A 657-nucleotide genomic window follows, 5' to 3' on the forward strand; every position below is an offset into this window, starting at 1 on the left:
AGAAAGACATGCAGCGCCCGGTTAATGACTTCTCTGGTGGTTGGCGAATTCGTTTGAATTTGGCGCAAGCACTGATGTGCCCTTCTGACCTATTGTTGCTGGATGAGCCGACGAACCACTTGGATCTAGATGCGATGCTCTGGCTGGAGCAATGGCTGAAACGTTACGAAGGTACGGTGTTATTCATTTCTCATGACCGTGACTTCATTGATGCCGTGTCGACACATATTCTTCACTTCGAACACAAGCAGCTGAATCAATATACAGGAACTTATAGTGAGTTCGAGACGCAGCGTGCTCAAAAGCTTGCTCAGCAGCAATCTCAGTATGAAAAGCAGCAGCAGCGTATTAGCGAAATTCAGTCTTTTGTAAATCGCTTTAAAGCGAAAGCGACCAAGGCAAAACAGGCTCAGAGTCGTGTTAAAGAACTTGCTAGAATGGAGCTTATTGCCCCGGCTCATATTGATTCACCGTTTAACTTTAGCTTTCCTGAGAGCGACAAAATATCTAGCCCATTACTAAGCATTCAAAAAGCAGACTTGGGCTATGAGCAGAAAGCAGTGCTCGAAGATTTTACTACCAGCATCTTACCGGGTACACGAGTAGGCCTTCTAGGGCCAAACGGTGCCGGTAAGTCGACTTTAATCAAAAGCCTGG

General features: G+C 46.1%; 1 protein-coding gene. It reads left to right on the top strand.

What is annotated here, in order from left to right:
* The coding region (locus A3761_RS01520; RefSeq protein ID WP_156491492.1) for an ATP-binding cassette domain-containing protein at nt 1–657 on the top strand (657 nt) is incomplete at both ends.

It is taken from the genome of Oleiphilus sp. HI0123, from assembly GCF_001635315.1.